22 protein-coding genes are annotated in these 22,802 nt (G+C 39.7%); 15 read left to right on the forward strand and 7 right to left on the reverse strand.

What is annotated here, in order from left to right:
* The first annotated feature begins 1 nt into the window (after position 1).
* Together ACIQ2D_RS15460 and ACIQ2D_RS15465 are read left to right on the forward strand one after the other, a co-directional pair.
* Positions 2–1,120 carry a conserved virulence factor C family protein gene (locus tag ACIQ2D_RS15460; RefSeq protein ID WP_402865540.1) on the forward strand — a complete coding sequence of 373 codons (1,119 nt, stop codon included), beginning with the start codon at positions 2–4 and terminating at the stop codon, positions 1,118–1,120.
* 361 nt (positions 1,121–1,481) lie between these two features.
* Positions 1,482–1,916, forward strand: a complete 435-nt coding sequence (locus ACIQ2D_RS15465; protein WP_402865541.1) for a GNAT family N-acetyltransferase — start codon at positions 1,482–1,484, stop codon at positions 1,914–1,916.
* A 107-nt stretch (positions 1,917–2,023) separates the two neighbouring features.
* Here the strand turns inward: ACIQ2D_RS15465 and ACIQ2D_RS15470 are convergent, their stop codons facing one another.
* Positions 2,024–2,413: an RDD family protein gene (locus ACIQ2D_RS15470; RefSeq protein ID WP_402865543.1), complete on the reverse strand. Its 390-nt coding sequence runs from the start codon at positions 2,411–2,413 to the stop codon at positions 2,024–2,026.
* A 368-nt stretch (positions 2,414–2,781) separates the two neighbouring features.
* On the opposite strand from ACIQ2D_RS15470, the gene ACIQ2D_RS15475 reads away from it, so the two are divergent.
* The 11 genes from ACIQ2D_RS15475 (at position 2,782) to ACIQ2D_RS15525 (ending at position 14,263) form a co-directional block, all read left to right on the forward strand.
* The gene (locus tag ACIQ2D_RS15475; RefSeq protein ID WP_402865545.1) at positions 2,782–4,014 is read left to right on the forward strand and encodes a M20 family metallopeptidase; all 1,233 of its coding nucleotides are present in this window, start codon (positions 2,782–2,784) and stop codon (positions 4,012–4,014) included.
* On the forward strand, positions 4,014–5,105 hold the full coding sequence (locus ACIQ2D_RS15480; RefSeq protein ID WP_402865656.1) for a tartrate dehydrogenase: 1,092 nt from the start codon (positions 4,014–4,016) through the stop codon (positions 5,103–5,105). The genes ACIQ2D_RS15475 and ACIQ2D_RS15480 overlap by 1 nt, the downstream gene beginning before the upstream one ends.
* A 1-nt stretch (position 5,106) precedes the next feature.
* The gene (locus ACIQ2D_RS15485; protein WP_402865547.1) at positions 5,107–5,853 is read left to right on the forward strand and encodes an SDR family NAD(P)-dependent oxidoreductase; all 747 of its coding nucleotides are present in this window, start codon (positions 5,107–5,109) and stop codon (positions 5,851–5,853) included.
* 10 nt (positions 5,854–5,863) lie between these two features.
* Positions 5,864–7,318 carry an aldehyde dehydrogenase family protein gene (locus ACIQ2D_RS15490; protein WP_402865548.1) on the forward strand — a complete coding sequence of 485 codons (1,455 nt, stop codon included), beginning with the start codon at positions 5,864–5,866 and terminating at the stop codon, positions 7,316–7,318.
* 15 nt (positions 7,319–7,333) lie between these two features.
* Entirely contained in the window at positions 7,334–8,362 is a 1,029-nt protein-coding gene (locus ACIQ2D_RS15495) for an ABC transporter ATP-binding protein (RefSeq protein ID WP_402865550.1), read from the forward strand.
* Entirely contained in the window at positions 8,337–9,332 is a 996-nt protein-coding gene (locus ACIQ2D_RS15500) for an ABC transporter ATP-binding protein (RefSeq protein WP_402865552.1), read from the forward strand. The genes ACIQ2D_RS15495 and ACIQ2D_RS15500 overlap by 26 nt, the downstream gene beginning before the upstream one ends.
* Before the next feature lie 13 nt (positions 9,333–9,345).
* A complete protein-coding gene (locus ACIQ2D_RS15505) occupies positions 9,346–10,311 on the forward strand; it encodes a P1 family peptidase (RefSeq protein ID WP_402865554.1) in 966 nt (321 codons plus the stop codon).
* A 19-nt stretch (positions 10,312–10,330) separates the two neighbouring features.
* On the forward strand, positions 10,331–11,899 hold the full coding sequence (locus tag ACIQ2D_RS15510) for an ABC transporter substrate-binding protein (protein ID WP_402865556.1): 1,569 nt from the start codon (positions 10,331–10,333) through the stop codon (positions 11,897–11,899).
* Positions 11,900–11,914: 15 nt separating this feature from the next.
* Complete coding sequence (locus tag ACIQ2D_RS15515; protein WP_402865557.1) at positions 11,915–12,856, forward strand: ABC transporter permease; 942 nt, start codon at positions 11,915–11,917, stop codon at positions 12,854–12,856.
* A 15-nt stretch (positions 12,857–12,871) separates the two neighbouring features.
* Positions 12,872–13,699, forward strand: a complete 828-nt coding sequence (locus tag ACIQ2D_RS15520; RefSeq protein ID WP_402865559.1) for an ABC transporter permease — start codon at positions 12,872–12,874, stop codon at positions 13,697–13,699.
* Positions 13,700–13,906: 207 nt separating this feature from the next.
* Complete coding sequence (locus tag ACIQ2D_RS15525; RefSeq protein WP_402865561.1) at positions 13,907–14,263, forward strand: hypothetical protein; 357 nt, start codon at positions 13,907–13,909, stop codon at positions 14,261–14,263.
* An 85-nt stretch (positions 14,264–14,348) separates the two neighbouring features.
* Here the strand turns inward: ACIQ2D_RS15525 and ACIQ2D_RS15530 are convergent, their stop codons facing one another.
* From ACIQ2D_RS15530 to ACIQ2D_RS15550, 5 genes are all read right to left on the reverse strand, one after another.
* Positions 14,349–15,311, reverse strand: a complete 963-nt coding sequence (locus tag ACIQ2D_RS15530) for a carbohydrate kinase family protein (protein ID WP_402865563.1) — start codon at positions 15,309–15,311, stop codon at positions 14,349–14,351.
* Between the two features lie 4 nt (positions 15,312–15,315).
* A complete protein-coding gene (locus ACIQ2D_RS15535) occupies positions 15,316–16,203 on the reverse strand; it encodes a DMT family transporter (RefSeq protein ID WP_402865565.1) in 888 nt (295 codons plus the stop codon).
* A gap of 84 nt (positions 16,204–16,287) precedes the next feature.
* Positions 16,288–17,553, reverse strand: coding sequence for a glutamate-5-semialdehyde dehydrogenase (locus ACIQ2D_RS15540; protein ID WP_402865567.1), 1,266 nt, complete (start codon positions 17,551–17,553; stop codon positions 16,288–16,290).
* A gap of 12 nt (positions 17,554–17,565) precedes the next feature.
* Entirely contained in the window at positions 17,566–18,660 is a 1,095-nt protein-coding gene (gene proB / locus ACIQ2D_RS15545) for a glutamate 5-kinase (RefSeq protein ID WP_402865569.1), read from the reverse strand.
* A 668-nt stretch (positions 18,661–19,328) separates the two neighbouring features.
* Positions 19,329–19,712: a sodium:proton antiporter gene (locus ACIQ2D_RS15550; RefSeq protein ID WP_402865571.1), complete on the reverse strand. Its 384-nt coding sequence runs from the start codon at positions 19,710–19,712 to the stop codon at positions 19,329–19,331.
* A gap of 470 nt (positions 19,713–20,182) precedes the next feature.
* On the opposite strand from ACIQ2D_RS15550, the gene ACIQ2D_RS15555 reads away from it, so the two are divergent.
* Both ACIQ2D_RS15555 and ACIQ2D_RS15560 read left to right on the forward strand, forming a co-directional pair.
* Positions 20,183–20,806: a LysE family translocator gene (locus tag ACIQ2D_RS15555; RefSeq protein ID WP_402865573.1), complete on the forward strand. Its 624-nt coding sequence runs from the start codon at positions 20,183–20,185 to the stop codon at positions 20,804–20,806.
* Between the two features lie 15 nt (positions 20,807–20,821).
* Positions 20,822–21,619 carry a DUF1835 domain-containing protein gene (locus ACIQ2D_RS15560; protein ID WP_402865575.1) on the forward strand — a complete coding sequence of 266 codons (798 nt, stop codon included), beginning with the start codon at positions 20,822–20,824 and terminating at the stop codon, positions 21,617–21,619.
* Positions 21,620–21,672: 53 nt separating this feature from the next.
* Here the strand turns inward: ACIQ2D_RS15560 and ACIQ2D_RS15565 are convergent, their stop codons facing one another.
* Positions 21,673–22,560 carry a LysR family transcriptional regulator gene (locus ACIQ2D_RS15565; protein WP_402865577.1) on the reverse strand — a complete coding sequence of 296 codons (888 nt, stop codon included), beginning with the start codon at positions 22,558–22,560 and terminating at the stop codon, positions 21,673–21,675.
* Between the last annotated feature and the right edge of the window lie 242 nt (positions 22,561–22,802).

The raw sequence follows: 22,802 nt of genomic DNA on the forward strand, positions 1-22,802 counted from the left end.
TATGAAAATCCTAACAATTGAACCTACACCGAGTCCAAATTCTATGAAGATTGTAGTTGATTCGGAGTTACCATTTGGTAAAAGTTTTAATTTTACAAAAGACAATAAAGACGAGGCAACAGGAGAAGCGGCGGCTATTTTAGCAATTGAAGGCGTCAAGGGCGTTTATCATGTATCCGACTTCTTTGCGGTAGAACGTAATGCAAAATATGCATGGGAAGGAATTTTATCTAGCATTCGTCAAACACTTGGTGAAGATGTTACTTCAGCTGAGGAACAGCAAGTGGCAGATGAATTTTACGGTGAAGTTTACGTTCATGTACAGTTTTATAAGCAAGTCCCACTGCAAGTTAAGGCGTTCGACAATCAACGCGAGCACCGCCTTGGTGTTGGCGAACGTTTCATTGATGCTTTCAATCAAATTATGGAGAAAGTTGTCGATGAAAACTACATTTTCCAACGCAAATGGATTGACTACGGTGTGCGCTATGGTGAGCTAGAGGAAATTGCAGAAGCGGTTAAACAAGAAATTGATGTGACGTATTCAGCAGAACGTCTAGCTGAAATTGTCGCTGCTATTAATGATACAGAGAAGGTTGAAAAAACTGAGAAAGTAAAAGTAACTGTAGAGCAATTTAAAGAATCAGAGTGGGAAAAACGCTTCCAGTTGCTTGATCAAATGGCAGATCCAGAAGTAGAGGATTTACCGCTGTTAGGATTAGCGCTAGAGGATGAGCAAATGTCGATTCGTCGATTAGCAACTGTTTACCTTGGCATGATTGAGGACGTTGCGGTTGTTCCTTATTTAGAAAAAGCATTGAAAGATAAAAGTGCTGCGGTACGCCGAACTGCAGGAGACTGCATGAGTGACCTTGGCTTAGTAGAATTTGAAGACGCTATGCAACTAGCCCTACAAGATAAAAACAAGCTTGTACGTTGGCGTGCGGCGATGTATCTATATGAAGTAGGCACGGAAAAATCTTTAGAAGTCTTAAAAGCTGCTGAAGAAGATAAAGAATTTGAAGTCAAGCTACAAGTGAAAATGGCAATTGCCCGTATTGAGCAAGGCGAGGAAGCAAAAGGTTCTGTGTGGAAGCAAATGACTGAATCTCGTCAATAATAAATGTGAAACTAACCAACATTCCAGTAAGAGGATGTTGGTTTTTTTCGTTTTTTTAACATTTTACTTTTCCACCAAGGCGATGGTACTTTATTGAGCGAAGCGAACATAAAGCAGTATTATTGTATGTATCGCAAATATTCGTGTTACTTTTTTTCTTTATAGCGTGATTTCCCAGCGAGCGCAGTATATTTTATCTCCCTTTTTCTATTAGTTTAGAAGGAATGTTAATATATATATTCACACATTGAAAAATGTAATCTGGATTCCCACTTGAAAATGTTGTTGTATTAGCAACAAATGTCGTTTTATACTAGGAGATACAATGTAACAATAAGAATGCAACAAGAGGAGAATGAAGATGAACGCAAAAAAGATTACAACCGAGGAAGATTTACAAACAGCTTTCGCCATTCGCAAAAAAGTTTTTGTAGAGGAGCAGGGCGTTTCGATTGAAGAGGAAATGGATGAATTTGACGCACTAGATGCTGCATGTGAGCATGTTTTAGTGTACTATAATGATCAACCTGTTGGGACAGGGCGCGTCCGTGTAGTCGATGGCTATGGAAAACTTGAGCGGATTTGCATTTTAGAGGAATTCCGTAAGTTTGGTCTTGGCAAGGTCATCACACTGAAGTTGGAAGAATTAGTGCGAGAAAAGGGTATTACAAAATCTAAACTGAATGCACAATCGTATGCTGAGCAGTTTTATGAGAAATTAGGCTATGTACGTTCAGGTGAGGAATTTATGGATGCAGGTATTCCTCATATTTTGATGAAAAAGCAATTTAGCTAGTTGATAATAAAGTTAGGGAAATATAGATGAAATGTTAGTGGATTCATTGTGCTATGTTTCTAAGAAAATATGAAATCCCCCGTGTGAAAATCGGGGGATTTTTCCTTTTACAGTTCCTTCACTACCGTACTAGAAAAGCGATCGTGCGGTAGTATTTCTCCATCTTGCTCTTCAAATGCCTTAGGGTCTTTTAAGTAATCAAACGTGCTCACTGTATCCCGATAAGCCATTCGTTTAAGAATCTGACTAGATGTTAGTTCTGAACCTTCTTCATTTTCAAGGGTAAGTCCCATTGCTTTGTAACCAATTGTTTGTCCATTTTGGCGTAATTGTGCGTACTCTAGTGCCCACATTACGACCGTTGGAGTGACTAAAGCATGAACAGCTTCGTTTTTTACTTTTTTCCGCAAGAAATACTCCACACCAGCAGTAACTACGCTTGAGACTGCCACGTCTATCAAAAATGCTTTCGTTCGTTTCTTTGTAACGGATTGCATAAATGTTCCTCCTCACGATTTTTCTCTCATAAATTATACGGATTTCACTGGAAAAGGTTTCAATCAAAATACTAGCGAGTTAGTCTCTCAAAAGTCACAATGCGAGAATTATAGATATTGATCAGCTACATTTTGCACTTTATGTAAGTAATAATAGCATTTTACTCCCTACCTCAGTTCTTTAGAAATCGCCCTTCATGTTCCAAAATATAGAATTTATATAGAAAAATATAAACTTTAATAGCTTATTTTGCTGAACGAAAACTATATACCAATCTGTGATTTCTTAACATGCTGTCTCATATTTATAGGTATACAATCTTAAAATGACTAGAATTCCTAAAATTCTTTGTTTGGAGGAGATATAGATGACATTAGCGAGCTTAAAGTCAACTGAATCATACGTGCGTGATCGTAATACAGTTATTGAGCTGACACAAAAGCTAGTACGGATTGAAAGTGTATTTCGTGAAAATGATCCAAACGGCAATGAAGAAGAAGTAGCTAATTTTGTCGCGCAATACCTAAGGGGAATTGGCATTGAAGCGCATATAGAAGAGGTTGTACCTGGCAGACCAAATGTTATTGGTATTATTGATTCTGGCAAACCGGGTAAGACACTTCTTTTTGAAGGACATACAGATGTTGTGACAGAAGGGAATCGTGAGGCATGGACGCACGATCCATTCGGAGCAGAAATTGTCGACGGTCGAATGTATGGACGCGGTACAAATGATACAAAAGGAAATCTTGCATGTATGATAACAGCTTGTCAGTCCTTGTTACTGGATCAGGAAGAATTTACAGGCAAGATACTTTTATGTATTCCTTGTGATGAAGAGGGACTAATGTTAGGGATTAAGCATTTCATCAAAAACGGCTGGGCTGACGGAGTGGATGGTGCAATTATTTGTGAACCACAAGAAAATAATGTTTGTATTGCTCAGCGTGGTGCCATTCGCTTACAGGTAGATATTTTTGGGAAAATGGCGCACGGTGCGATATCTTGGAGTGGCATTAACCCGAACTGGCGTATGGCGCGCTTTATTGTAGAGCTTGAAAAATTAGAAAAAGAAGAGCAGGCGCGTTTAGGTAAAGATCCCATGTTGAACTGGCCGTCGATTACGCCAACAATTTTACGAGCACCAGTAAAAGGGGATGCGCAAATAAATGTCATTCCTGATCACTGCATGACGACTCTCGATATTCGGACAGTGCCAGCACAAGATCATGACGAGCTACTCGGGAAAATTGATGCAATAATTCATCGCCTGCAAGCGGACGATCCAGACTTCAAGGTGGAATTGACAGTGTTAGATAATCGCCCAGCGACAGCAACAGCGAAGGAAGATCCAGTTGTACAGGCGATTTATGAGGCCGTTGCAGAAGTGACAGAAAAAGAACCAATCTACAACGGCGTGCCAGGTGCAACAGATGGCACATTCCTCCATGTGCACGGCGTACCAATCGTGACAGTAGGTGCTGGTGACCGTGAAATTCCTCACCAAATAAATGAGTATGTCGATATTGAAGAACTAGCGGAGACGACAGCGATTTATCGCTTGGCAGCCCTAAAGTTTTTGGCAGGAGATAAAGAATGATTAAAGCGGCTCGAATAGCTATTATCCCAGGAGATGGTATTGGCAAAGAAGTAATGGAGGAAGCCATCAAGGTGCTTGGGTATATCCAGGAGTATGATGCGACTCTTCAAATAGAAACGAAAATATTTCCGTGGAGTTCGGATTATTATCTAGAACATGGGCAAATGATGCCAGACGATGCACTTGAATTACTTGCACAGTATGATGCCATTTTATTCGGTGCTATTGGAGACGCACGTGTTCCAGATGATGTGACTGTGTGGGAGTTAATAATGCCGATTCGTAAGCAATTTCAGCAGTATGTAAATTTCAGACCAATTAAATCACTACCGGGAATTGCTTCTCCGCTTTCAAATGGCAAAGGAATTGATTTTGTCATCTTCCGCGAAAATGCCGAAGGGGAATATTCCGATAGTGGTGGACGTATTTACAATAATCAACCACAGGAAATGACAATTCAAAATACAGTTATGACGCGGATTGGTATCGAAAAGATTGTACGGGCAGCTTGCGATTATGCACATGAAAATCACAAAACAAAAATTACGAGTGCCACTAAGTCAAATGCCATTATCCACTCGATGAAGTTTTGGGACGAGCACACGAAAAAAGTACTCGCACAAATATCGCCTACACTGAAGCTAGAATCCATTTATATTGATGCGTTAGTGGCATATTTCGTGGAGCGTCCACAAGATTTTGAAGTTGTTGTTGCTTCAAATTTATTTGGCGATATTTTATCGGATTTAGGGTCTGCGATTGTAGGGGGCCTTGGCCTTTCTCCATCTGCGAATATAAATCCTGAAAAAGATTTTCCATCTATGTTTGAGCCTGTTCATGGCTCGGCACCTGATATTGCAGGGAAAGGAATCGCTAATCCAATCGCTCAAATTTGGTCACTTGCTTTATTATTTGGACATATTGGACGTCCGGATGTGGAAGAGCTCATTGTGACAGCAATCGAGTCGGTTTTAAGAGCTGGCGTTGTAAAAACAGCGGATATTGGCGGTCAGTCAACAACACAAGAAATGGGTACTGCAATCTGTGAAGCGATTGTAGCAATGAAAACATCATCAGCAGGGAGTGTTTAATATGGCGGTAGAACAACAAGTGGTGATTGTGACTGGTGCTGGGGGCGGTATGGGTCAAGCCATTTTAAAGCATCTGCTTGAGCAAGGGAAAATCGTTGTTGGGCTTGATTTATCCGTAACATCACTAGCTCATTTAGAAGGTGATGCATTGCAAATCTATGATTTGAATGTACTAAATGAAAACAAAGTGAATGATGTTTTTCAAAGTGTGTATGACAAATATGGACGTATCGATGGCCTTGTAAATGCGCTTGGCATTGCGCAGGCGGCAACACCTATTGAAGATGTCTCGATAGATGAGTGGAACCGTTTAATGGATGTAAATGTGAAAAGCTTATTTATTACGACAAAAGCAGTTGTACCTTATATGAAGGTACGAAAAAAAGGTGCGATTGTCACGATTGCATCGATTTCAGCTGTGCGTCCACGTCCGGGGTTGCAAGCCTATATCGCATCTAAAGGAGCCGCGGAAAGTTTCTCACGTGGGTTGGCCATTGAGCTCGCACCGCACCAAATTCGAGTGAATACAATTCATCCAGGGCCAGCAGATACACAAATGTTGTCTCAATTTACGGCAGCGGGTGCAAATGTTGAACAAACGAAGCAGGACGTGTTTGTTCAATCTGTGCCGCTTGGGCGTTTAGTTGATCCAACAGACATTGCTGGAGCAGTTGGTTATTTACTTTCGGATGCAGCGAGTATGGTAACTGGTACGACGTTACATGTTGATGGAGGTCGAGGATTGTAGGAGGGATAGGATGCAAAAGATTCCAATGTTCATAAACGGTGAATGGGGTCATGCAGATAACGAACAGCTATTAGATGTGACAAATCCATCTACTGGTGAAGTATTGGCACAAATCAGTAATGCGAATGAGACTCATGTAAATGAAGCGATACATGCGGCGCGTGTGGCATTTGAAAGTGAAGAATGGCGTAAGGTGAAGGCATATGAACGTGGTCAGTTGCTCGTTAAGTTAGCGCAGTACATTCGTGCGCATTCGGAGGAATGGGCTTTGTTAGAGTGTCATGATGTCGGTAAGCCACTATCACAAGCGCGTGTAGATATTGAAGCGGCGGCACGATATTTTGAGTTTTATGGTGGTGCAGCAGACAAAGTGATGGGAGATACGATTCCGATTGAAGACGGTATTTTAAATGCGGTAGTACTGGAGCCTGTTGGAATTACCGTACATATCGTCCCGTGGAACTATCCAATTCAAATTACTGCTAGAAGTGTAGCAGCTGCCATTGCAACTGGCAATGCAGTGATTGTGAAAAGTGCGGAGGATACGCCTTTAACAACACATGCAATATCGAAGTGGTTTGCGGATAAAGTGCCGGCAGGAATATTCCAACATATTACAGGCTTAGGCAATGAAGTTGGATCATTGTTAACGAAACATCCAGACATTAATCATATTACATTTACAGGCTCTGTACCAACGGGCATAGCAGTCATGAAAGCGGCAGCAGAAAATGTTGTGCCAGTTACGTTAGAGCTTGGCGGGAAGTCCCCCAACATTGTGTTTGCAGATGCACCAATGGAACAGGCGTTGGAAGGTGTTCTGCGTGCGATCGTTCAGAATGCAGGGCAAACATGTTCAGCGGGTGCGCGTTTACTAATTGAGGCGAGTGCGAAAGAGGCATTTTTAGCCCAGCTAGTAGAGCGATTTATAGCGCTTAAAGTAGGCCCAGGAGAAGAGGATCTTGATATGGGTCCACTATTAAATGAGCGTCAATTTATGAATATTTCCGCACGACTACAGCAAGCAAAGGAAGAAGGCTATGTTGTGGTGGGGGGCGAAACGCTGACGATTGAAGGGTATGAAAACGGCTATTATATACAACCAACTATTCTTGCTGGCTTAGACGAAACCCATGTTTTAGCGCAAGAGGAATTATTCGGGCCAGTGCTTACTGTCTTTACATTTGACACAGTAGAAAAGGCAATTGCATTAGCTAATAGTACAGAGTACGGGTTAGTGGCAGGCATTTGGTCAAAGGATTTAGATACGGCTCATTATGTTGCAAGTCGTGTGCAGGCTGGACAAGTGTTTATCAATAATTACGGGGCAGCAGGCGGTATTCAAATGCCATTTGGAGGTTATAAGAAAAGTGGAATTGGCCGTGAAAAAGGCTTTGTTGCACTCCGAAATTATACGCAAATGAAAAATATTGCAATTCGTTATGCTTTACCCAATCGAACATGAGTAGGAGGGAAGCATATGGAACCGATAGAAACAAAACACATACTATTAGAAGTACGTAATTTAAAAATTCAGTTTCAGTTGAAAAATGGTAAACAAGCAAAGGTAGTTGATGATGTTAGTTTTTCTATTCATAAAGGTGAAACTGTCGCACTAGTTGGCGAATCAGGCAGTGGTAAAAGTATAACGTCACTTTCCATTATGCGCCTACTTCCGATACCACCGGGGGAAATCGCAGCTGGCACAATACTACTAAACGGTAAAAACTTATTAGACTATAAAAATAAAGAGATGAGCAATATACGAGGTAATGAAATTAGTATGGTTTTTCAAGAACCGATGACATCACTTGATCCAGTTTTTACGATTGGCAATCAAATGATGGAGTCTATTAAAAGACATCAAAAAGTGTCCAAAAAAGAAGCGCGTGAAAAATCCATTCAATTTTTAAAAGAAGTAGGCATCGCTAACGCAGAAAAGGTAATTGGCGAGTATCCACATCAATTATCAGGGGGGATGCGTCAACGTGTCATGATTGCCATTGCCATGTCCAATAATCCACAACTTCTGATTGCAGACGAACCGACAACTGCACTAGATGTAACGGTACAGGCCCAAATATTAAATTTGATGATGAAAATGAAGAGGGACCATCACTCGGCTATTTTGTTTATCACACATGATATGAGTGTAGTAGCAGAGACGGCTGATCGCGTGCTGGTAATGTATGCAGGTCAAATTGTTGAAGAAGCACCAGTGAAGGAGCTGTTTTTAAACCCACAACATCCTTATACGAGGGCTCTATTAAAAACGATGCCGAGCCTTGATACGGAAGTGGAAAGATTGCCTTCTATTCCGGGGATTGTACCGCCTGCCTATGCGTTACCAGATGGATGTCGCTTTGCACTACGTTGTCAATTCGCTATGGATCAGTGTCACACGATTCAACCAGAGCTACTAGTGATTGATGAAACACATAAAGTTCGTTGCCACTTATTTTCAGAGAAAGGGGAGCGAGCTTTTGACCAACAAGGAAGTCTTACTTGAAATCAACCATTTAAAAGCCTATTTTCCAGTGAAGAGAAAGTCGATGAAGGAAGAAAAAAAGGTCGTGAAGGCTGTCGATGATGTTTCCATTGAAATTTACCGCGGTGAGACACTTGGCATTGTGGGAGAGTCAGGGTCAGGTAAATCAACATTTGGGCGTACGATATTGAAGCTTGTCGAACCAACAGAAGGTGAGATTTTGTATAAGGGTCAGCAAATCCAACATTTAAAGGGCAGTAAATTACAAAAGTATCGCAATCAAATGCAAATGATATTTCAAGATCCGTTTGCTTCTCTTAATCCACGTATGCGGATTGGTGCCATTATTGAGGAACCGATGGCGCTACAACTGACACTTACAAATGAGCAACGCAAGAAACGTGTCAAGGAGCTTTTGCAAAAGGTTGGCCTAGCAGAAGATGCGATGCAAAAATATCCACATGAATTTTCGGGTGGCCAACGTCAGCGAATTGGCATTGCGCGTGCACTTGCCATCAATCCAGAATTCATCATCGCAGACGAGCCGGTTTCAGCACTCGATGTGTCGGTGCAATCACAAGTACTGAATTTACTGATGGATCTACAAGATGAATTTCAATTAACCTATTTATTCATTTCGCACGATTTAAGTGTTGTTAAGCATATTAGTGATCGTGTAGCTGTACTGTACCTGGGGCGTATTGTAGAGATTGGGTCAAAAAAAGAATTGTTTGCCAATCCACTTCATCCATATACTCAGGCGCTACTATCTGCGATTCCAGTTGTCAATTTCGATGAGCCAAAGGAGGCCATTCCTTTACAAGGGGAACTACCTAGTCCGATGAATCCACCGGTTGGCTGTGTATTTCATACAAGATGTCCATTTGTGATGGAGAAGTGTCATCAAGACCGGCCAATCATTCAATATATGAACGAAAATCAACGTGTCGCCTGCTTTTTATATGAAAAACAGAGTGAAAATTCAATCTAAGGGAGTGGGTCAGATGTATGGCAACATTACGGATGTTCCAGGTGTGAAAGTTGGACATGCAGAAAACAAAAATGCAATTACCGGATGTACAGCACTTCTTGTTGAGAACGGTGCGGTATGCGGTGTCGATGTACGAGGATCTGCTCCAGGTACACGGGAAACGGATGCTCTTGATCCTATAAATGCAATCGATCATGTGCATGGTATTTGTTTAGCGGGTGGCAGCGCATTTGGTTTAGATGCTGCGACAGGTGTAATGCATTATTTAGAGGAAAAAGGCATCGGTGTAGATGCAGGAGTCACAAAAATTCCAATAGTGCCAAGTGCGGTACTGTTTGATTTATTTATTGGAGATGCTCACGTAAGACCTACAGCGAAAATGGGCTATGAAGCGGCAAAAAGTGCGAGAGTTGGAGCTTTCGCTAACGGAAATATTGGTGTGGGATATGGCGCAACAGTTGGCAAAATGGCAGGACCACAATTTTGCATGAAAGGAGGATTAGGAAGTGCATCTATCACTGGAAAAGAAGACCTTGTTGTCGGAGCGATTGTCGCAGTCAATGCAGTGGGAGATGTGAGAGACCCTAATACTAGAGAGATAATAGCAGGTGCTCGCAACCTAGAAACGGGCAGCTGGATTGATAGTTGTGCTTACTTGGCAGAAAATGCACAATCACAGGCATTGCAAGGAACAAATACTACAATTGGTGTCATTGCAGTGAATGCATACTTAACGAAGTCAGAGGCGAAAAAAATTGCGCAGCTAACACAAAATGCACTTGCACGTACGATTTATCCCGTCCACACGATGCTAGATGGCGATACGATTTTTGTGTTAGGTACTGGAGACAAATCCTACTCTGTTGACTATATTGGTCACTTAGCCACACGGGTAATGGAAGAGGCAATACTATCAGGTGTCAAATCAGCTTACAAACTAGCTGGTGTAGAAAGCTATTCAAGCATACAAAATGCATAATGCAAAGGGGAGGAAGGTTATGAAGATGAAAAAGAGTTGGTTTTTATTTTTATTAACAATGCTAACTATTCTTGTGATAAGTGCATGTTCTTCAAGTGATGGTGGCAATGACACAACAAACCAAGGAAACAAAGATGGAGATGCCAAGCCTGCAAGTGAAGTACCGAAAGAAATCGTTGTGCGTGTCAATGATGACCCTGATTTTTTAGATCCACATAAAGCTACTGCATCAATTTCGTTCCAGATGCTTTTAAATATATTTGAAGGGCTAATGGCACCGGAAACAGATGGTTCTTTAAAAGAAGCAATTGCCGAAAGCTATGAGGTCTCAGAAGACGGCTTAACGTATACATTTAAAATTCGTCAAGGCGTGAAATTCCACAATGGTGATGATTTAACGATGGAAGATATACAATATACATTTGACCGTTTAATGGGTAAAAGCGGTGGCGAGAAGATGTCAAATAACTTCGATAACGTCGCGTCCACAGCAGCACCTGATGCAAGTACATTTGTGATCACATTAAAAGAACCAAACTCTAACTTCTTATATTCATTAACAGCATTGCAATCAGGCATTGTGCCAAAAAGTAATGAAGGCAAGCATAACGAAAATCCAATCGGAACAGGTCCATTCGCATATGTGAAATATTCACCAGGCACAAATCTTGAACTAAAAAAGAATGAAAATTACTGGAAAGAAGGCTTGCCATATTTAGATAAAGTAACATTCGCGTTCCAATCAGATGACCAAGCTGCCATTATGAGCTTAATTGCTAATGAAGTTGATGTAACAAGTGTGCCGTGGCATCGTGTTGGGGAAGTGGAAGGAAGTTATAATTTATCGCATCAAAACAATAACTCTTCGTTAGTCGTTACATTTAATGAAACCAAAGCACCCTTTGATAATGTAAAAGTCCGTCAAGCTATTAACCATGCAATAAGTAAATCGGATATTATTGACTCTGTCTTTGCTGGCTATGCAACACCACTTGGCTCAAATATGAGTCCAGCAATGGGAGATTTCCAAAAAACAGGCTTAGACAAAATGTATGAACGTGATGTGGAAAAAGCAAAAGCATTACTTGCTGAAGCAGGCTATCCAGACGGCTTTAAAACAAAAATTACGGTTTCTTCACACAATGATATGTATTCGAATATCGCTCAAATTGTAGTAGAAAATTTAAAAGAAATTGGCGTGGATGTGGAAATAGAAGTAGTAGAATGGGGAATTTGGTTAGATCGTGTTTACTTCGGTCGCGATTATGCCATGACGACGATCGATTTAACAGGACGTCCATCTGCATATGAAGTATTAAATGACTACATTTCTACAAATGATAGCGAAAACTTCTTCTTATTTAAGAATGCAGAATTTGATCAAGTCATGTCAGATGTTTTAAAAGAAACAGATGCGGCGAAGCAAGTGGGGTACTACCAACGAGCACAAGAAATTTTAGCCGAACAAGCAGCGGCTGTTTATATTGCTGATTATCAAATTGTTTGGGGTTCCGATAAGCAAGTAACAGGTCTGAAGAGCTATCCGTTCTGGTTCCATGATATGTCTGAGGTACAGTTCTCTAACTAGGAAAGGATGAACACTATGATGTATTTATTACGTCGATTCATCCTGTTAATAACAACTATCATTCTAGTGTCGATGATTACATTTGGAGTTTTTCAAATCTTACCTGGTGATCCCGTTCGTACAATGTTAGGTACAGAAGCGGATGCTACTCAAATTGAAAATTTGCGGTCTGAGCTTGGTTTAGACCGTCCCCTTTATGAACAATATTTTGATTGGATGAAGGGGTTATTGACAGGTGATTTAGGTAATTCAATACGATTTTCAATGCCTGTAAAAGACTTATTATTTGATAGGCTCCCTGTAACGATGTCTCTCGCAGCACTCACCCTTAGCATAGTATTAATTGTTTCCATACCATTAGGGATGTTCGCTGCGCGTAGACAAAATAAATTGAGCGATGTGTCATTATCAACAGTGACACAAATAGGTATGGCCGTCCCATCATTTTGGTTAGGGATGATACTGATTTTATACGTTGGGATGAAGTTTGATTTCTTTAAAATCAGTGGTTATATTCCGTGGACAGAAAGTGTGACAGGTGCTCTCAGTACATTGGTGTTACCAGCGTTAACCATTGCTATTCCGCAAATTGCTGTCAACTTCCGTTATGTACGAACCGCCGTTTTAGAGCAGATCCAGCTCGATTATGTACGTACGATTCGCAGTAAAGGGATGTCTGAGCAAAATGTAATGTATAAGCATGTGTTAAAAAACTCAATGATTCCTATTCTAACAGTTTTTGGGCTCATAATGGCTGAGGTAGTAGCAGGGACAATTATTGTGGAGCAAGTATTCTCACTTCCGGGTATAGGCCAGCTACTCATTACAGCCATTAGTAACCGTGACTTTCCTTTAGTACAAGGGATTGTCATGTATATTACCGTTGCAGTAGTCGTCATAAATTTTATCGTGGATATTTTATATTCAGTATTAGATCCGAGAATCCGATTACGATGAGAGAAGGTGGATACGATGAAAAATATACAAAGATACGCAAAGAATATTAACTTAATCATTGGTCTACTGATCGTTTTCGGATTTTTCATAGTCATGATTGTAAGCTTTTTTTATACGCCTTTTGATGTGAACTCTATGAATATTCCAGAAAAATTACGAGGGCCAAGTAATGCGTATTTCTTTGGGACCGATGAATTTGGTCGGGATATATTTAGCCGTATTATGAAAGGGACACAAACAGCCTTTGCGGTGGGTATCTTAACGGTAGTCATAGGTGTGACATTGGGCATTTTAATCGGTGCTATTGCTGGATATGTTGGTGGCTGGATTGATGAGATATTCATGCGTTTCATGGATGCGCTAATGGCTTTTCCAGGAATTATTTTAGCATTAATGCTAGTGGCAATTTTTGGACCAGGTATTGTTAATACAGCGATTGCGTTAGGCATTATTGCTATACCAGGCATTGCGCGAATTGCACGTAGTGGCTTCGTACAGCACCGAGATGCAGAATATGTACTTGCTGCTAAACTTATTGGTGTAAATCCTTTTAAAATTATGTTCCGGCATATATTACCGAATATTTCATCGCAAATTATTGTGGCAGCTACGGTGACCTTTGCTGCAGCAATGCTAGCGGAGGCCGCACTTAGTTATTTAGGACTTGGTGTACAACCGCCAAACCCAAGTTGGGGACGTATGTTAAAAGACTCCCAATCATATATAATGAGCGCACCTTGGTACATCTATGCACCGGGGGGAGCTATTACATTACTTGTTCTTGGGCTTTACATGCTGAGTAACGCATTTCGTGATTTTATGGATCCGCGTTCGAAATCATAGGGATTTGTCAGTTGAATTGTCGAAAGGGAAGAGTTGTTATTGATAATATTTTTTGGGGGTTAGTTAATTAAGACTATGTAAATCGTTGTCCCCGTCTGAGTGTTAAGAGCTTAGATTCTCAAATGCAAATACTTTTGGTAATATTTGTAGAAAGACATTTATAATTGAGAGAAGGGGGCTGTTAGTCTGAAAAGGTTAATGGGTATTTTGCTAGTAGTTGTACTTGCATTGACAGCTTGTAACTCAGAATTAGCAATCACAGAATTGAACTCGGTACCAAAAAAATTACAAAAAGTACTAGATCAGCTTAGGATGGACGATTATATTCAACTGGTTAACGATGGTGAAGAAATTGCGTATATTGCTGTTAATACAAAAGGCACAGTTACAGCCAGTGTCGAAAGTAATGATGATAAAATTTTTGTGAACATTGAAGAAGTAGAAGGTCAAAATGAAGAGATCAAGCAGTATATTTTTAAATTAACAAAAGATAAAGATTATGAATATATGTATTTGAATAAAAATGGCGAGGAAATTCCATTTGATGTAGTGACAGGTATATAAATCAAATCGGTGTTTGATATTTTTTCGCTTCTCGATTAACAAAAATAGAGTTGACCTAGTAAAGTAGGTGCAACTCTATTTTTAGTTAGAACGTAAAAGGTAGTTCATCCTTAGCAAGATAAGAAGCAATCGCACCATGCTTTTGCGTGGATGCTCCTGCGTACTGATTAGCGAAGGAGAGCAGGGATTTTGCCTGGCTTTGGCAAAATTGTTCGAGTGTTATAGGTGTGATATTATTCTCTAGTAAAATACTTAAAACTGCACCGATAAATGCATCTCCAGCGCCAGTTGTGTCAATTGCTTGTAGGATGTCTCCACTAACTTTTACATATTGCTGTTTAGTATAAAGCGTAGCGCCGTCTGCTCCATGTGTGACGAAAAGTACTTGTATCTTTTCTTGTAATAATGTATGAACTGCTTGTTGTTCATCTTCGATATGTGTTAAGAAAGTCAGCTCTTCATCAGAGAGTTTAACGATGTGTGCCTTTGGTAAAAAATCTAAAATGGTTTGACGACAAGCTTCTGCGTCTTGCCAAAGAGGAAGACGTACATTAGGATCAAAAGAGACAAGGCAACCCGCATCATGGGCTTGTTTTATTACAGCCTCATGTGTATGTTTCATAGGACTCTCGACTAAATTCACAGAGCAAAAGTGAAGAATATCCCCAGCTATTAGCAGATCTTTTGGAAGCTGTTCTTTTCGAAAAAGTAAATCTGCTGCATTTCGACGATAAAACAAGAAGTCGCGGTTGCCGTCGTTTGTCAACGAGACAAAGGCAAGGCTTGTTTCACCTTCCGTTGTTTGAGCGATATACGTTGTGTCAACACCAGCCATCTCTATCGTTTTGATGAGAAAATCCCCAAATGCATCTTGACCTACTTGTGATAGGAGAGCTGCATGTTGTCCAAGCTTGGCAACAACTGCTGCGACATTGGCAGGTGCACCACCCGCATTTTTGGTGAAACCATTCACTTCAGCAAGGGCACCAACTTGTTCGCTTGGCGTAAAGTCGATTAAACATTCTCCGATCGTTACAAGCTTATTCATGAATTTATTCCTCCGTCAAAAGCTGTTTTGTTTTTTGTCTTGGTGTATACAAAGTATATGAAATTCCACCAAAAATCAGAAGAATCCCGAATGTCTGTAGTAGGGTAGGCATGAAATCTAGTAGCGCCATATCTAGTAAAATGGCGACAACCGGATCAACGAATACTAATACAGAAACAACAATCGTCGATAGATTACGAATACTATCAAAAAATAAATAATAAACAAAACCTGTATGAATAAAGCCAGTTCCTAAAATATACAACCAGTTCGTCGTTGTTAATCCATTGAATAGCGTAAAATCAACTAAAGGAAGTAGCATCACAATCCCGACTGTTGTTTGCGTGAAGGTTAGGGCATAGGCACTGAAATTTTTAATAGTTTTACTTGTTAACATTGTCAGTGCATAAAAAATTGCAGATAATAGAGCCCAAATAAAGCCAGATTGCATGAAATCAGCCAATGATAAAAAATTGTTCAAACCAATTATGAAAATACTGCCGATAAAGCAAGTGACTGTAGCAATTAAAGCTTGAATGGTCATTTTCTCTTTTAAGAAAATAGAACCTAAAATAAGCACGAAGATTGGTGCTAAATTATAGATGGAAATGGCTATCGAAATTGACATTTCTTCAAATGCTTTAAAAAGAAACACCCAATTTAAGACGATAAATACACCACATATGAGCGTACGAATAACTTCTTTCTTCTCCCAAAGTTCCGTTTTGTGTCCGCCTGTTGCAAGCCATATACCGCCTAGGAAAAGCGTTGCACAAATACAGCGTACAAATACAAGTTCAATAGCAGGCAAACCTGTATGAATTGTGAAAAATCCAATGGACCCGAAGATAGCCATGGACACCGAAAGTTTAATCATAGCTGAAACGTTCATATCCAACCTTCTTTCATAGAAAAGTATAGAAAAAACCGGCAGAGTACATGACATCTGCCGGCTTCACATTTAAATGCGTTTTTGTTATTCGCGAATTTGACCGTCACCGTGAATATAGTATTTTGTTGATGTAAGCGCAGGTAAACCCATTGGTCCACGCGCATGCAATTTTTGTGTACTAATACCAATTTCTGCGCCATAGCCGAATTCAAAGCCGTCCGTAAAGCGCGTTGAAGCGTTGTGGTAAACTGCTGCTGCATCGACATTGTTTAAGAAGCAATCTGCTACAAGTGGATCCTCAGTAATTATTGCTTCTGAATGTTTTGTACCGTATCGATTAATATGTTCTACAGCTTCATAGACATTCTCTACGATTTTCACACTAATTTTTAAGTCTAAATACTCTGAAGCATAATCTTCATCTGTTGCAAGCTCAGCAAAGTCTACTGTTTGGCAAACTGTTTCATCACCAATAACTGATACACCTGCATTGTGAATAGCTTGTAATAGCTTTTCGCCATGCTCAGTAAACCAATCACGGTGAATAAGTAAGCTTTCCGCAGCATTACAAACAGAAGGGCGATGTGTTTTAGCATTGATGACAATCGGCTCCGCTTTTGTATAGTCTGCTGTCGCATCGACGTATATATGACAGTTACCAGCACCTGTTTCAAGAACTGGTACAGATGCTTCACGCACAACTAAATCAATAAGTGCTTTGCCACCGCGTGGAATTAAAACATCTAAATATTCATTTAAATGGAATAATTCTTTAGCTGTTTCACGATTTGTATCTTCAATTAATTGTACAGCATCTACAGGTAGGGCTGTCTTTTCAAGTGCACGGTGAATACTTGCGACAAGCGCTATGTTTGAAAATTTTGCTGAAGAGCTACCACGTAAAATTACTGCGTTACCCGTTTTAAGAGATAATGTTGCTGCATCAATTGTTACGTTTGGACGCGCTTCATAGATCATCCCGATCACACCAATAGGCACTAATTTCTTTTCAATAATTAGACCATTTTCTTTTTCAATGCGCTCGATCAATTTTCCAACAGGGTCTGTTAATTCCACTAGTAGGTGGATCGCATCAGCCATCGCTTCAATACGCTCTTTGTTTAACATAATACGGTCAAGTGTAGATGTTGGCATACCTTTTTCTTGTCCGTTCGCTAAATCTTTTGCATTTTCTTCAATTAGATAGTCTTGGTCGAGTACTAATTGTTCTGCGATTTTTGTTAGGGCATCATTTTTTTCAGCCGTCGTTTTGATATTTAATAAGTAGCTGGCCGCTTTTGCTAGCTTTCCTTTACGTTGTACTTCACTTTGTGTTGTTAATTGAGTCATATATAGTCCTCCTTAATTTGTTTGCATTTTCAACCATTTATCTCGATGAATGACTTCGATTGGGCATTTTGTTAATTCGTCTGTACGTTTTCCCATTGAAATTTCAAGTTCTTCTGAAGAATAAAGTACTTCACCGCGCCCAAGTAAACCATTTACACCGTACACTTCGACAACATCACCATGTTCAAATTCACCTTCGAACTTATAAATGCCAGCAGGTAATAAACTTTTTCCATTTAATAAAAGGGCAGATTCTGCACCTTCATCTATAAAAATTTTACCAGATACTTCAGTTAGTGCAATCCACTGTTTGTTGTTTGTTAATACTGCTAGGTCGTCATGCTCGACATACGTACCGTCACCGCGTCCTTCTACGATGTCCACAAGCTTTGTCGCACCTGATCCATTCCCGATAAACACTTTGACACCAGCATTTAACGCTGCTCTCGCTGCTAAAAGCTTCGATTCCATACCACCTGTGCCAACTTTAGAGCCAGCGCCATCTGCAAAGCCAAGCATTTCTTCCGTTACTTCTGTTAAACGATCAATGCGTTTTGCTTCGGGGTTTTTATTTGGATTGGCGTCGTATAAGCCGTTGATATCCGTTAAAATAATCAGTTGGTCTGCATGCACTAAGCCACTTACTAGAGCCGATAGCATATCATTATCGCCAAATGTTAATTCGCTTACAGAAACCGTATCATTTTCGTTAATGATTGGTAGCATTGAACGTTCTAATAGAACTTCAAATGTTGCATAGGCGTTTTTGTAGCGTTCTTTTTTTGAGAAATCGGTACGTGTCAGTAAAATTTGTGCCGGAAGGATATCGTAAATGCTAAATAGCGCATGGTATGTTTGAATAAGTAAGCTTTGCCCAACAGCTGCCGCAGCCTGCTTGCCTTTTACAGTGACTGGGCGGGTAGGGTAGCCAAGCTGTTTAAACCCTGCTGCAACTGCACCCGATGATACGAGAAGTACTTCATGTCCGTACTTTTTTAGCTCTGCAATGGCTTGCACATGATCCATTAAAAGGACTTTATCGATTTCCCCTTTAGCATTTGTTAAGGAGCTACTGCCGATTTTTACGACGATTCTTTTTCTTTCCATAACTCATTCCTCCAGTTCGCCAACGTCTTGTTGTTTTTTACAATCAAATACGCCTCGGCATAATTGCGTCCAGATTTTGAATTGTGCTTAGGCCTGCACGATGCAGGTCAGTTAGCCGCTGTCGCATGGATGCGACGTTCTTAGGCTAACATCCTAAATTCACTCCTTTCAAAATCTGCTGCTGTCGCTATGCTTTCGCGCAAAAAAAATTGTGACATCCGCCGGAGGCTTTATCTTCATTCAATGGGCGTTTGAATACCCACTGAAAAAGGACTAAAACCACATTCATCTCACCACCTATAGAGGTGGGAGTTTTCCGCTGAATGAAGATAAAAAAAACCTTCTCATCCTAATAAATTAGGACGAAAAGGTTTGCTTTCCGTGGTACCACCTAGCTTGAATGTCCGTAAACATTCCACTTTCCTCATAACGCTTGAGACTGCGCCTAGTTTTGCTAGGACGTTTTGCGAAGTAGGTTCGTTAGTCTTTCTTGTACAATGTCTTTCAGCCGGTGAACATTGCTCTCTAACCAATCAGTGTCTAAGTACTAATCTTCGTTCGTTTTTTTTAGATATGAATTGTCTAAAGAATGCACTAATTCAGCTTATCTGTCAAGCAAAATAGCGAAGTTAGTAGATAGTTTTGAATAATTCTGATAAAATTCAGCCTTATTTAATCCACCAAATGACAACGAGAAGCGGGAGCATTGCTAAAATCATAACAAAAAAGCTCCATAGAATTTGCTTAGGTGTAGACATATTTTTTGGCTTAATACTATGTTGTTCATAAAGTTGATTGATCGCCTGCTGTTCCTTTGTGTAAAGCATTGCTTGAAATGCGTCGTAATCCTGGATGTAAGAGGACGGTAAACGGGGACTAAAACGCAGTTTACGGATATCATCGGTAATTTCCTTTTCATTGATCCAATAGCTAATAACAGGTGCTAAACCAGATGAATTGGTCGCCTTTACATCGATATCATAGGTACACATTGTGTAATAAACATCACCATTATCGTCGATATGCTCTTTTACAATATCACTAACTGCCATAAAATCTCTCCTTCCTATCAATAATGATTCGGTATAATTCGTAGCTTCGTATTTGTGAAGTAAAACGTTGTTAATATTTAGAATTCCCAATAGATATCTAACTTACTCATTAATGTGGAAATTTGGATACAGCCCCTGCGATATCTGATGGAATGATGTATTTGATGTTAAAACTAGCGATAGGTTGCTCAACTTTTTGGTTGAGTCGCTCACCCTCGAAAGTGACTTGTATTTGTCGATCACTCTTGAGAAATAATCAAATTGAATTTGCTTGTTGTGCATTAATTATAATGTATTTATAGTGGAAAGTATTGTATAAAAAAGTATTTTACAGAATATATTCTTTTTCTTAAAGTTACGAATAAAGTCATAAACTTATGACAAAAAGAGGATGAAACGTATAGTATAATTAAAATATAATCATTGTAAGAATGATAGCTTTCTTATCTAAGTAGAAAGAAGGGACACTGTTGGAGATTTCAACGTTAACGGCCTTTTTAGGGGCTGCAATCATTTTAACATTAATGCCAGGACCGGATAATTTGTTTGTGCTCGCACAAAGTATTGTACAGGATAAAAAAGCAGGTATTGTAACTTCACTGGGCTTATGTACAGGATTATTGGTACATATTTCGGCGGCAGTGCTTGGTATTTCTGCGATAATTTATCAATCGACGGTTGTTTTTTCAATCGTTAAATTTGCTGGGGCAGCTTATTTGTTGTTTTTAGCATGGCAATCTTTCCGGGCAAAAGGTGATCCATTTACTCTGAATCAACAAAATACACAAGCTTATGTTTCTCTTTATAAAAAGGGGATCTTGATGAATGTCTTAAATCCTAAGGTATCATTATTTTTCTTAGCACTATTACCACAGTTTATAAATCCGGTACAGGGGCATGTTGCTCTGCAAATGTTCATACTGGGTATCGTTTTTTTAGTACAGGCATTGGTGCTATTTTCATTGATTAGTATTTTTGCTGGGAAGGTTCGAACATTCATTATTGGCAAGCCTGCTATTGCTAAGCGTTTAAATATGATCCAAGGTGTATTATTCACATTTATTGGGATTCAAATTGCACTTAGCAAACAATAAAAGGGGGAAATTTTCATGGCAATTTTACATATTACCTTTAGCTTATCGACACAAGGCGGTCTAAAACAAGCGATACGACAAAAAAAGTTACAAAGAGAAGAGTCGGTGATTTGTGTCAATGATATTTTCTCCATAGGACCACTAACGAGTCCAGAAGAACGAAAAAATTGGTTAAATACGTATATACTAAAAGATGTAGATGAGCGTGAATTGTTTGAGGATATGCAAAAGGATTGGGCGAAGAAAATCCCAGCAATTCCATGTGATGTTGATGTATGGATTTGGTATAGTCAAAATTCACATGAAGAAATCGGTTTGAGGTTTGTAATGAGTGAGTTTGCAAATAAATGCAACATGGTATTTGGCATTGATGCAACAGAGGGGCTAAAGCGTATACAGTCGAACATGAGTATTCGCCATACAGGGGAGTTATCTGCAAATATTTTAATGAAGTTACGTGCTGATGCCAAGCGTTTTTCTGTAGAAGAGGAAAATAGGCTAGCAAAAGAATGGCAAGCTTTACAGCAAAACCCGAGTACACTGCGTACTTGGCAAGACGGTATTGTTCACGCAGATGAAAGTGCTTTTGATGCTGTAATTATTGAATGTGCAAAACGAATACACGAAGCGAAAGCGGAGGAATGGATTTCACCGGCACGAATCATTGGCGAAACATTTGGATCTATAGATGACTATATAAGCGAGGCATTTATGGAAAAGCGAATTTTCGCACTAGCCAAACAAGGTCAGTTTGAAATAGAGGGTGATCCCACTGATATGCACACATATCAATTAAAATATATTGGACAATAATAAAACCGGTCTATCTTTAAAATGAAGATAGACCGGTTTTTGTATATAAATAATTAACGCTTTTGTTCTTCATAAAAATCGAAAATAAACTGTTGGAATTGCCTTGCAGAGGGTGGGAGGTAACGATTTTCGATCCAGGCCATTCCGATGATGCGTTCACATACCATATCCTCTACATGAATTTTTACGACTTTCGCTGGATTTAGATTTTCATCATCTGGTAGGAGTGAAACGCCAAGACCAGCCCCGACGAATCCTGTCACAGTAGCTACCTCATCACCTTCAAACGTAATTTTTGGCTTAATGCCAGCAGCAGCTAATAATTTATCAGCTGTTCGACGAAGCGTATAGCCCTTCTTCATCAGGACAAAATTTTCATTTTCAAGCTCTTTCATTTTAATGCTTGTACGTTTTGCTAAATGGTGATCTATTGGCACCATGATGTATAATTCGTCTCGCCATAGTTCTTTCCAACAGACAGGTGGCTCCGTATTGATAGCAGAAAGTAAGCATAGATCAAGCTCTCCCGCCAATAATTGCTTGAGCTGAGAGTGAGAATAGTTTTGTGTAAAGTGAAAGCGAATATGTGGATGATGCTGACGAAATGCTCGTATTAAATCGGGTACTATGCTCGTACCAAGAGTATGTAAAAAACCGAGAGACACGTCACCTAGCTCAGGGTTGTTTAATTCCTGTAATTCTATAACTGCTTTTTCATATTCCTTGCGCATACGTTGCACTCGGTACAAAAATAGTTCACCATAACGATTTAGCATGATAGAACGTCCCTGACGATCAAATAATGGGACACCTAATTCTTCCTCTAATTTAGAAATTGAACGGCTAAGTGCAGGTTGTGAAATTGCTAGTACTTCAGCAGCACGCGTCATATGTTCAAGTTTTGCCACTGCTACAAAATATTCTAATTGTTGCCACTCCATTTTTGGTCACCTCCACAATTTTTTGAGTTATCTGCATTATAACGATAAAAACTATGGAAGTATAGGTGACAATTTGGGGAATTATAATAGTCAGGAGAAGCGAGAATACATAAGGGATTAGCAGCTTTTGGAATCGTTTACAACTACTTTATTTGCACCCAATAAACATCACATCATTGATGCATAGTATGCATCATAATGATAAAAACTATAAATTATACATTATGAATAAATGATGATAA

The sequence above is a fragment of the Lysinibacillus sp. NPDC097287 genome (assembly GCF_044761695.1).
In the GTDB taxonomy this organism is placed as follows: domain Bacteria; phylum Bacillota; class Bacilli; order Bacillales_A; family Planococcaceae; genus Lysinibacillus.

Bases quoted from the DNA above. Each gene is read 5' to 3' on its own strand.
- ACIQ2D_RS15460 (WP_402865540.1), top strand. From the start codon at position 2: ATGAAAATCCTAACAATTGAACCTACACCGAGTCCAAATTCTATGAAG.
- ACIQ2D_RS15465 (WP_402865541.1), top strand. From the start codon at position 1,482: ATGAACGCAAAAAAGATTACAACCGAGGAAGATTTACAAACAGCTTTC.
- ACIQ2D_RS15470 (WP_402865543.1), bottom strand. From the start codon at position 2,413: ATGCAATCCGTTACAAAGAAACGAACGAAAGCATTTTTGATAGACGTG.
- ACIQ2D_RS15475 (WP_402865545.1), top strand. From the start codon at position 2,782: ATGACATTAGCGAGCTTAAAGTCAACTGAATCATACGTGCGTGATCGT.
- ACIQ2D_RS15485 (WP_402865547.1), top strand. From the start codon at position 5,107: ATGGCGGTAGAACAACAAGTGGTGATTGTGACTGGTGCTGGGGGCGGT.
- ACIQ2D_RS15490 (WP_402865548.1), top strand. From the start codon at position 5,864: ATGCAAAAGATTCCAATGTTCATAAACGGTGAATGGGGTCATGCAGAT.
- ACIQ2D_RS15495 (WP_402865550.1), top strand. From the start codon at position 7,334: ATGGAACCGATAGAAACAAAACACATACTATTAGAAGTACGTAATTTA.
- ACIQ2D_RS15505 (WP_402865554.1), top strand. From the start codon at position 9,346: ATGTATGGCAACATTACGGATGTTCCAGGTGTGAAAGTTGGACATGCA.
- ACIQ2D_RS15510 (WP_402865556.1), top strand. From the start codon at position 10,331: ATGAAGATGAAAAAGAGTTGGTTTTTATTTTTATTAACAATGCTAACT.
- ACIQ2D_RS15515 (WP_402865557.1), top strand. From the start codon at position 11,915: ATGATGTATTTATTACGTCGATTCATCCTGTTAATAACAACTATCATT.
- ACIQ2D_RS15520 (WP_402865559.1), top strand. From the start codon at position 12,872: ATGAAAAATATACAAAGATACGCAAAGAATATTAACTTAATCATTGGT.
- ACIQ2D_RS15530 (WP_402865563.1), bottom strand. From the start codon at position 15,311: ATGAATAAGCTTGTAACGATCGGAGAATGTTTAATCGACTTTACGCCA.
- ACIQ2D_RS15535 (WP_402865565.1), bottom strand. From the start codon at position 16,203: ATGAACGTTTCAGCTATGATTAAACTTTCGGTGTCCATGGCTATCTTC.
- ACIQ2D_RS15540 (WP_402865567.1), bottom strand. From the start codon at position 17,553: ATGACTCAATTAACAACACAAAGTGAAGTACAACGTAAAGGAAAGCTA.
- proB (WP_402865569.1), bottom strand. From the start codon at position 18,660: ATGGAAAGAAAAAGAATCGTCGTAAAAATCGGCAGTAGCTCCTTAACA.
- ACIQ2D_RS15550 (WP_402865571.1), bottom strand. From the start codon at position 19,712: ATGGCAGTTAGTGATATTGTAAAAGAGCATATCGACGATAATGGTGAT.
- ACIQ2D_RS15560 (WP_402865575.1), top strand. From the start codon at position 20,822: ATGGCAATTTTACATATTACCTTTAGCTTATCGACACAAGGCGGTCTA.
- ACIQ2D_RS15565 (WP_402865577.1), bottom strand. From the start codon at position 22,560: ATGGAGTGGCAACAATTAGAATATTTTGTAGCAGTGGCAAAACTTGAA.